Source organism: Flavobacterium sp. ZT3R18 (genome assembly GCF_007097385.1).
Taxonomy (GTDB): Bacteria; Bacteroidota; Bacteroidia; order Flavobacteriales; family Flavobacteriaceae; genus Flavobacterium.
Genome location: NZ_VJZS01000039.1, coordinates 1 through 5,399 on the forward strand (window position 1 = coordinate 1; position 5,399 = coordinate 5,399).

The 5,399-nt window shown below is 31.9% G+C and carries 5 protein-coding genes; all 5 read left to right on the plus strand.

What is annotated here, in order from left to right; genetic code table 11:
* Window positions 1–226 precede the first annotated feature (226 nt).
* The 5 genes from FNW52_RS20210 (at window position 227) to FNW52_RS20230 (ending at window position 5,308) form a co-directional block, all read left to right on the plus strand.
* Entirely contained in the window at window positions 227–1,501 is a 1,275-nt protein-coding gene (locus FNW52_RS20210) for a hypothetical protein (protein ID WP_143379278.1), read from the plus strand.
* Window positions 1,498–2,499, plus strand: coding sequence for a DNA-processing protein DprA (locus tag FNW52_RS20215; RefSeq protein ID WP_185966052.1), 1,002 nt, complete (start codon window positions 1,498–1,500; stop codon window positions 2,497–2,499). Before FNW52_RS20210 ends, FNW52_RS20215 begins: the two co-directional genes overlap by 4 nt.
* A 189-nt stretch (window positions 2,500–2,688) precedes the next feature.
* A complete protein-coding gene (locus FNW52_RS20220) occupies window positions 2,689–3,282 on the plus strand; it encodes a hypothetical protein (protein WP_143379280.1) in 594 nt (197 codons plus the stop codon).
* Between the two features lie 169 nt (window positions 3,283–3,451).
* Window positions 3,452–4,399, plus strand: a complete 948-nt coding sequence (locus FNW52_RS20225; protein WP_143379281.1) for a hypothetical protein — start codon at window positions 3,452–3,454, stop codon at window positions 4,397–4,399.
* Window positions 4,400–4,561: 162 nt separating this feature from the next.
* Entirely contained in the window at window positions 4,562–5,308 is a 747-nt protein-coding gene (locus tag FNW52_RS20230) for a hypothetical protein (protein WP_143379282.1), read from the plus strand.
* The last annotated feature ends 91 nt before the right edge of the window (window positions 5,309–5,399 follow it).

Consider the following 5,399-nt stretch of genomic DNA (forward strand, 5'->3'; position numbering starts at 1 on the left):
TGCCGATAAGGGACTTGCACCCTCTAGATAAATTCCTTACGTTTGTAGGAATGGAAGCGCATGCAAGGCACACACACACGCTACAAGCAATTTGGGTATTTGGTTTAATGGAAAAATTGGTTTGTATTTGGAAGATTTGGCAAATCCGAAAGATAACGCTGATTTAATCCCAAACTGCTTGTAGCGCGAGAACGTTAGTGGCAAGCTTAAAAAAACGACATACCGAATGATAATACTCATAGACCTTGATGGAACATTGACAGACACGGCTCACGAAAAGTTTAAGCCATTTAAGGATGGTAAGCAACAAACCATTATTTCCGACATTCCTCTAATTCAAGGTGCAACAGAGTTTATTATAGAAATTCAAGCAAAAGGCCATACACCAATTATTGTTTCTGACAGCCATCCAGATTATGTAAACAAAATTGCAAAAGAGATTTTTAAAATTCCAGCTGTAAGTCTCACTGACAAACCAAATGTTGAAAAAACCGTAAATTTTATTCAGTCAAATCAAGAACTAAAATCCTTGTTTGACATTAAGGACAATTTTATTATGGTGGGCGACAGTTGGCTTGACATTGAACTTGGGCGAAGATTAAATCTAAGAACTGTTTTGACAAAGTTTTATAAAGCTACAAGCATAGAAGTACGTGATGGAATTGGACAAGAACTGAAACCAATTAAAATGGGTGCAACTTATTATGCTAAAACATTTGAAGATGTAACCCGTATAATAGAAAATCCAAACAAAAGTCTTTTAGCGTTAGAAGCCATTTTTCAAGGAGAAACTTCCGATAATATGGTTAGATTTCTAACAAGATATTATAACGAAAATTTTATTGCTTTTAGATGTTTGGCAAGACAAGAAGATGGCGAATGCGATAGATTTGCAAGAGCCGACAAATATTATCAAATTGACAATCCCGAAAGAACACCAGAATTTATTTCATTACTTGCAAAGTCAGTTACTAATTATTTAAACCGAGTTGTTAGTTTTCCGCAATATCATTGGGATTATTTCACATACGTTTCAGACAAAAAAACGACAACACCACCAAACAAGATGAAAGAAATTTTTGAACTTGTTGAAACGGATTTAGAGAAAATAAAACTTTTTGAATGGTCTAACGATGTAACAGGAAGTTTAAGAAATCAACCAAACTATCAAACAAGAAGAGATTTTATTTCAAAACATTTAAATACAATTGAAGGAATTGAATTGCAAGGCAAAAACGTTATCGTAATTGACGACCAATTCACGTCTTCGGCAACAGCAAATGAAATATCACAACAGTTAAGAAATAAAGGCGTTAAAAACATACTCTTTGTTTCTTTATTCTATCTAATTTTACCGATTGAAAGTAAAGTTTGTCCGAAATGCGGTAAACTACTAAAGATTAAAATAAAAAAAATAGATGGGTCTAAATTTTATTCTTGTCTACTGCCTAAATTTAGGGGCAATGGATGTGGATATATAGAAAACATTTCAAAACAATGAAAGATAATAGCAAAATAATCGGAATAATTGCACTTTCGGAATTAAAGGGAATTGGGCCTGCTTTTATAAAAAAAGTAGTTTCACAAAACACTTTTAAAAGCAACAACTTAATTCAAGAAATAAAGGATATTACTTCCTCTAATAATAAACCTTTTGATGATGATACAATCTTTGATGCAATTGAAAATGCTAAAGACATTATTTTTAAATGTAAAGAAGAAGGTATAACAATAATTGAATTTACAAGCAACGATTATCCTTTTCTACTAAAAGAAATAAAAGATCCGCCATCAGTAATTTATTGCAAAGGCAATCTTGATTTACTTTATAATAAAACTGTTTGCATCATAGGAACAAGAGAACCGAATGAAAATGCTGTGAAAATTTCCGAAAGAATTGGTGCTTTTTACGCAAATTCAAGTTGGGCAATTTGCAACGGACTTGCAGAAGGAGTTGACAATTTTTCTATTAAATCTAACGACAAAATTTATAATAAAGTTATCGGCATTTTAGCGGGTGGGTTAAACTACAATACTAAAAAAACACTTCTTAAAAAGACCGCTGAAAACGCTGAAAAAACCGTTGAAAGCGGTGGACTTTTGATTTCAGAAATGCCCCCAGACAAAAAAGAAGACACTTTTACAGTAGTAAAATCTTGCAGAATACAAGCTGGGCTTTCTAACGGATTAATTTTAATTCAAAGTTCTTTGAATGGTGGTTCACGTTTTACGACAAAATCGTTTTGCGAAACTCAAAGACCAATTGCTGTTATCAATCCTGTTAACTCAGACTTTGACCTGCCAACTTATAACGCAAACAAAGAAATAATTCTGAACAGCAAAAAAGGACTTTCTAAATTCACTGAATTAAAGGAAGACAAAATACAGATTTCAAAAATATTTGTAATCAAATCAAAAGACAACTACACAGAATTTGAAAATTTGATGACTAACAGACCAAAAAATATCGAACAATCAAACACAACATTATTCGGTTGACAGTAGAAAGCCAGCCACTAACAGGCGTTTTGATATAGTGGGGTTTTAGTGGAATTTCCGTTTCGCATCACGTTTTCGTTAAGCAGAAAATACTCGGTTACGAAATCCCCACCATCTCAAAGCGCCGGGACGTTGGTGGCAAGCTTAGGAAATACGACACGAAATAAAAACGATTGAAAATAAACTTTAATGTTTGCAGACTTTATAAATAGACCGATTTTAGGACAGTATCCCGAAAAACATTTTGGAGCAATAACTCCTAATTGTCTATGGGTAAAGTTTGTTGACAAGGGAGGAGAAGAATGGATTGGCTCATTTGAACAAAGTTGGGTAGAACAAGGAACATTCATTATTAAATTGGATAAACAGGAAAAAGTCTTTGTAGTATCAGGCGGACAGAGTTTTCTAATAGATGTTAAGACAAGACAACAACTTAACAAGACGGAAATATCGGATATAAAAACTGCGATTGTAGATGACGAACAAACTCACATTTACTATTCAAGTGGCTTTGACCTGCGATTTATGGATACGAATGGCAATGACTTCGTTCTTTTTGACAATTACTATTTTGACGACATAAAACTTGTAGAGATTAGAAAGAACAAATTATATGCAACTTATTGGAATTATCAAAGTGGAAGCGAACCATTCCATTTTGAAATAGACTTATTAACAAAAGAAGTAAACGATTCATTTTACGACTTTAATAGCAGGAAATATAATCACGAAAATCCAAAGCCGACATTATTGACAAAATTGAAGAAATGGATAACAAATTGACAAGAAAGCCAGCCACCAACAGCCGTTTTGAGCTAGTGTGTGATTTAGTGGAATTACCGTTTCGCATCATATTTTCTGCAAAGCCGAAAGTTGAAAGGTTACGAACCACACACCATCTCAAAGCGGCGGGACGTTGGCAGTAATTTAAAAACCGCATAAAAGACAACATGTGAATAAAATAATAATTTTTAGTTTCCTCATTTTTCAATTTAATATTACGTTTTCTCAAGAAATTTCGACAGAAATTCAAGGAAAGAAAATTGGTTATTTCGTCTCGCTTGAGAAAAAACTAAAAAGCGAATTATTTAACAGCGGTCAAACTTACATGTCATTAGACGATTCCGCTCAACCAATTATTTACAAGAGAAAAGAAAAAGAAATCCCAGATTTATTAGTTCAATATTCTTTCAGTAAAAACGATTCAATTATAAACGAAGTTTTATATGAATGGGATGTCTACAATTTTGAGAAAAATGACAATAATGTAAAATCTGAAAAGTTCAATAAAGCCTTAATTGAAAAATATAAAAACCTTTTAAAAACTTTGACAAACAAATATGGCGAAAGCAAAGCTGAAGGAAGCCTTGACAATTTAAAGGATATAGAAAGTAATAAAGGGCTAAATAGAAAAGACACATGGAAACCAAATGATAGTTTGGAAATAGTAATGTACACTGCAATTTCAAATTATTATAAAAAAGAAGGTTTTGTAACAACAAATCCAACGCATAGAATAAGATTGTATATAAAAAATATTAAGAAAAAAATTGAACCAAAACTTGATGAAAAAGCAATATTTATTTCAAATCAAAACTTTGAAAGTTTCATTTCAAAACTAAAAGAAAACAATTTTGCTGAAGCAAAATTGTTTTTATCAGATATTGTAATAGAAAAAGTTACTGAAAATCAATTAATGGAATTGCGAAAAATGATTGATTTTGATAATAAAATTGTACAATATTTCAAAGGATTTCAAATGTCATTTACGGGAGAAAATTATTTAATGTTACAATATAAATATGAAAATGAACAATCCGAAATGCCAAAATCAATTATAAAAGTAATCTTTGACGAAAACAATAAAATTCTTGGCATACAACCAATGAAAAAAGAATAAACTACTGCCAACAGCCGTTTGGCTAGATTGGGGTTTTAGGCTTAATTTAAAACTGGTCTTGTATTTGGAAATTTTGTGCTTAACCGAAATATTAATCTTAATTTAGTCCCCAACCTCGCCAAGCGGCGGGACGTTACCAGCAAGCTTAAAAAAAATACGCAGATGAAAAAACTTTCTACAGAAAACTTAAATTTATTACCTAATCCAAGTAAATTAAAAAATATTTGCAAATCGATTTCTGCTTTAGAAGCAATTATTTGTCCTGAATGGGAATATAGATATTATTCATACCAAAAAGATTGGAGCGAAACTGAAGAGTTTTGCGAAATGCGAAACGGACAAGGCGACCAAATGTTGATAGTTTTTAGTGGAAATGGAACTTGTATAAATGGTTTTGCACACGAAAGCGAAATGAACGGATGGAAAAATGTCGCAATAGAAGGAAAAAAATCCTTTTTTGAAATTTTTTTTGGCTCAAATACAGAAAGCAAAACGGAATTAACTCAAGTTATACCAATTGGAATTGTTGATGAATTACCAAAAGTGTTTAATGAATTCATATTTGGAGAACCTGTAAAAAGTATTGGAACAACCTTTTGTATTTGGCAGAACAAAACAGATATAGATTGGAAAACTGGGAAAATCAATTTACCTAAAGATGAATACAAAGATGGTTCCAGTCATTTACTAAAATTACTAGATGGAAAACCTTTGACTTACAAAGAATGGGCAGAAGAATATTATGAAGAAGAATTCGAAGAGCGTGAGCTCCAGTTAGAACTTGTAGAGAAAATATTTAATGGAATAGAAATCACAAAAGAGTTGGTTAAAGAAATAAATCCCGAATTAAAAAATTTTGATAAATTAAAATATGATTTGGATGAAATCGGTTATGAAAATCAACTGTAGAAAAGCCAGCTGGTAACAGCCGTTTTGAGCTAGTGTGTGATTTAGTGGAATTACCGTTTCGCATCATATTTTCTGCAAAGCCGAAAATTGA